Annotated in this window: 6 protein-coding genes; 5 read left to right on the top strand and 1 reads right to left on the bottom strand. The window is 41.5% G+C overall.

Annotated elements, in window-relative coordinates; translation table 11 throughout:
• On the top strand, positions 1-340 hold a 340-nt coding region (locus tag LD39_RS07860), incomplete at its 5' end, for a S16 family serine protease (protein WP_304413572.1).
• A 25-nt stretch (positions 341-365) separates the two neighbouring features.
• Here LD39_RS07860 and LD39_RS07855 read toward each other — a convergent pair.
• On the bottom strand, positions 366-1,577 hold the full coding sequence (locus tag LD39_RS07855) for a nucleotidyltransferase (protein ID WP_035544906.1): 1,212 nt from the start codon (positions 1,575-1,577) through the stop codon (positions 366-368).
• A gap of 218 nt (positions 1,578-1,795) precedes the next feature.
• Between LD39_RS07855 and LD39_RS07850 the strand changes: the two genes are divergently transcribed.
• From LD39_RS07850 to LD39_RS07835, 4 genes are all read left to right on the top strand, one after another.
• Positions 1,796-2,317 (top strand): DUF177 domain-containing protein, encoded by a 522-nt coding sequence (locus LD39_RS07850; RefSeq protein WP_035544902.1) that lies wholly within the window; start codon positions 1,796-1,798, stop codon positions 2,315-2,317.
• A gap of 47 nt (positions 2,318-2,364) precedes the next feature.
• Positions 2,365-2,538 carry a 50S ribosomal protein L32 gene (gene rpmF / locus LD39_RS07845; RefSeq protein WP_035544892.1) on the top strand — a complete coding sequence of 58 codons (174 nt, stop codon included), beginning with the start codon at positions 2,365-2,367 and terminating at the stop codon, positions 2,536-2,538.
• A 78-nt stretch (positions 2,539-2,616) separates the two neighbouring features.
• Complete coding sequence (locus tag LD39_RS07840) at positions 2,617-3,381, top strand: enoyl-CoA hydratase/isomerase family protein (protein ID WP_035544890.1); 765 nt, start codon at positions 2,617-2,619, stop codon at positions 3,379-3,381.
• Positions 3,382-3,445: 64 nt separating this feature from the next.
• The gene (locus LD39_RS07835) at positions 3,446-3,916 is read left to right on the top strand and encodes an RsfA family transcriptional regulator (RefSeq protein WP_035544888.1); all 471 of its coding nucleotides are present in this window, start codon (positions 3,446-3,448) and stop codon (positions 3,914-3,916) included.
• Positions 3,917-4,080 lie beyond the last annotated feature (164 nt).

Genomic DNA, 4,080 nt, shown 5'->3' with positions numbered 1-4,080 from the left:
AATCGGCGGGCCAAGCGCCGGATTGATGTTTTCCTTAGAGATTTATGATCAATTGACGGAAAAAGATATTACCAAAGGGTATCAAATTGCCGGGACAGGCGAAGTGAATTATGAAGGTCAAGTCGGCCGAATCGGTGGAATTGATAAAAAAGTAGTCGCAGCGTCTGAAGATGGATGCCAGATTTTCTTTGCTCCAAATGAGGATGGAAGGAAAGGGTCCAACTATCAAGTCGCCAAGGAAACAGCAGAAGAGATCAATACAGATATGAAAGTAGTTCCTGTCGATACTTTTCAGGATGCGCTCAATTATCTAAAAGATATGGAATCAAAAAACAGCTAAAAAAACAGCCATCGTGGCTGTTTTTTTATATGCGTATAGGTGCCTGGAATTCTCGTTTCATCATATCAACTCTCGTTCGAGCATCAAGGACACTATAGTATGCCGCTGAGGCTCTTTCTTCTAAATCAAGCATCGGATGGTCCAATTGTTGAGGTTGAGTGAGTAAGGGAACCTTCATTTGTTTCTTCTGAGATTTTAAGTAGCTTCTACCCTTTTCATTCATCCCGAGAATGCGAACATAGGGAGGGCGATCAGATCTAAGCAGCGCTCGGGCTTCTTCTTTCTCTGTTCCTATTAAGATGTGAACGAGGGTTCGCTGCAGTCGCGTCCACGTGTATCGTTTCGTTTTCAGTTCCGCCATGAATTCATCAAAGCATTCAGCCAGTTTAATCGTCCGTTTCAAACGATGTTCTAACCCTTCATCAACCCCATGAATTTTTCTCAGCTCTGATGCCGGGGTCGTTAATATTTTATACTGTAAAAGCTGAAAATACAGTTCCCATTCATGCCAAATATCCGTTTTTTGTCTATACTCTTTCAACTGTTCCTTTGTTACTTCTGGCATTGAATTTTCTGCTTTGTCTGTAAACCGGCAGTCATTAAGCAATTCTTTACGAATACTTGTCGCACTGGCAATATTTCCTGAAATGGTTTTATCGTGATAATGGCTGTTCGTCCGCTTAATAGTCATCGGTTCAATAAAATCATCGTAAGAAAGGATTTGTTTCACATAGCTGTATCCTAAGATGTTATTCGGCTGAGTCAAATCGATAGAGTCAGCAGGCAATTGGATGGCGTCGTATCCAAGTCGTGATGCTTCAGGGAAGGAAAGCCCTTCACTCAAGTGCTTTCTCAGAGTCTCGTTGAATAACACTTCATGATTTTTAAGATGTTCGTGGGCATCTATAAATAAACTGATTCTGCCACTTTCACTACCGAAACATATAGCCTCAACTCCCATTTCGGATAGAATTTGAACAGCTCCTTGACTAAAATAATCACTGTTCTCAACGGCATATATGTACGGAAGTTCAAGGACAAGGTCTGCTTCGGCGCTTAAAGCTGCTTTCGCCCTGTGCCATTTATCGATGATGGCCGGCTCACCTCGCTGCAGAAATGGCCCGCTCATAACGGCAATTAGGCAGTCGGATCCAGATTGTGCTTTCGATTGTTGTAAATGAAATCGATGCCCGTTATGAAAAGGGTTGTATTCGACGATGACTCCACAAGCTTTCATAATTAATTCCTCCTCTATAGTCAGATGTGATACGTGTCTATTGAACGTTCGTAAGGTTTATTTTATCATGGAGAAGAGGAAAATTCGCATTGAACATGTCGAATGAAAATATTTTAAATAAACATTCTTATTTGTAGAATGCTAAGGTGTAAAGAAAAAATATTGACAAATAAGCGAAATCCTTTTACAATAACTCTTGTTGCCATGAGGTGATAACTATGAAATTTCCTCTACAGAAGCTGAGACAGGCGGGAGACGAACCGTTTGTGTTTGAAGACGAAGTAGATATTCGCGAATTAGAGGATATGAAAAATGACATTCGCAGGATTTCCCCTGTTCATGTCAAAGGTCAAGCAATCACACGAGGAAATGATATTACTGTAACTTTTTCAATTGATGGAGAAATGGTGTTGCCTTGTGCCCGGACATTAGTCGATGTGACTTATCCGTTTCACATTGATGCACTGGAATCATTCAACCTTTCGCCTTATCATACCGAAGAAGGTAATGACGAAGTTCATCCTGTTGATGGAGAAGTGCTTGACTTAACGCCTTATATCAAGGAAAATGTACAATTGGAGATTCCAACTCGCGTATTTTCTAATGATGATGAGGCTCATGAGAAAGCCCCCCATGAAGGGAAAGGCTGGCAGGTGGTTTCAGAGGAACCTGAGGAAACGAAAGTGGATCCTCGTATGGCTAAACTGCAATCATTATTTAATGACGAAAAGAACGAATAAGAAAATCTTCATGGTTTTCAAACGAAAATAAAAAGGAGGTGTACAACATGGCAGTACCTAAGCGTAGAACTTCTAAAAAAGTCAAAAACCAACGTCGTACACACAAAAAGCTACATGCCCCTGGTATGGTAGCATGCCAAAACTGTGGTGAGTACACGAAACCACACCATGTTTGCAAATCTTGTGGACAATACAATGGAAAACAAGTGGTTAACGACTAATCACAGCGTTTGAAAGAGTCTGACTCATATCAGGCTCTTTTTTTTATGGTAAATTTAAAGGTGGGAGGAGGAATTGATATGGAACTGATAAAGTTAAAATTTGAAGACGAAGGTTACGCAAGTCTGACACTAAACCGACAGGAGAAATTAAACAGCGTGTCAAAGAAGATGACGGAGGAACTCTTCGAAGCCCTTCAACTAGTTAAAGAAAACAAAGAAATCAAGTTTCTCACAGTTACTGGGGCAGGAGAACGAGCGTTTTGTACTGGTGGTGACTTGAATGAATTGCACGCAGACATGAATGCAGAAGAAGCGTATGAAATATTGCATCCTATGAAGAAAGTATTATTCGAACTAGCTACATTACCAGTGCCGACAATTACCTTGTTGAATGGACAGGCAAGAGGGGGAGGCTGCGAGTTAGCAACAGCTTGCGACTTTCGTTATGGTATCGAATCTGCTTCCTACGGGTTTGTGCAAGCAAATTTAGGGATTACTCCTGGGTGGGGTGGTGGTGAACTCCTCCACTCACGTATCGATTCTGGATTAGCAGCACATTGGTTGATGGAAGCATCGATGTATTCGGCAGAATATAGTTATCAGATCGGTTGGTTACATAAAGTGGTATCATTGAACGAACTAAGGTCCAAGAAGGTGTTTCAGTCCTTTTTGAACAAGACTCCAGAACAAATGCGTGTATTCAAGAAAAAACATGTAACGCATGTTATTCCTCAGGATTTATCTCGTCAGATGGATGAAGAAGTTAGACAATGTTCGCTCTTATGGGAATCAGATGCCCATAAAGAGGCAGTCCAAAGGTTTATGAATAAGACAAAAAACTGAAGAATAGGATTCTATCAACCATCCTTCCTGCATAACTATAAACAAACGATAGAGGAGGGATGGTATGGATGCCCCTAGACAAGATGCCTGGAAGGAAGATGAAGATCTTCTTTTGGCAAAGACCGTGTTGAAATATATTCAAGAAGGCAAGACTCAGCTAGAAGCATTCCAGGAAGTAGCGGAGAAACTGCGTAGGACCCCGGCAGCTTGCGGTTTCAGATGGAATGCAACAGTGAGGAAGGATTACCACGAAGAGATTCAACTGGCCAAACAGAATCGAAAAGAAAAACGGACCATTTATACATCTACTACTGAAGATTCCCCAATGTCACTCGACGCAGCAATATCCTTCTTAAAAGAAATGAAAGTGAAACAGTTTGAGGATAGTGGGAAGCAAAGACTAGAATATCAGTTGAAAAAATTGGATGAAGATAACCGAAAGCTGCGCGATCAATTGAAGCAGTGGGAAGCAGCGTGGAACGAAATGGATAAACTCGTTCACTGGGTAAAAGAAAGACATAAAAGTCCTATTTAGAAGCGAAAAGTAGAAGCACCCTGTTAGACACGACAAGCATAAGACAAAGACTGGAGTGAGGTGAATTTTCCTCGCGGAGGTCATTGACTTATGACTCGAGTGTCTGGGTGCTGGACCTGGATATGAAGCGAAAAGCGTAAACGACTGCCCAGCGACGAATGGAC

This window comes from Halobacillus sp. BBL2006, assembly GCF_000786645.1.
In the GTDB taxonomy this organism is placed as follows: Bacteria; Bacillota; Bacilli; order Bacillales; family Halobacillaceae; genus Halobacillus.
Note: the sequence above shows the minus strand (reverse complement) of the source record. Positions and strands in the feature narration are given on the sequence as shown.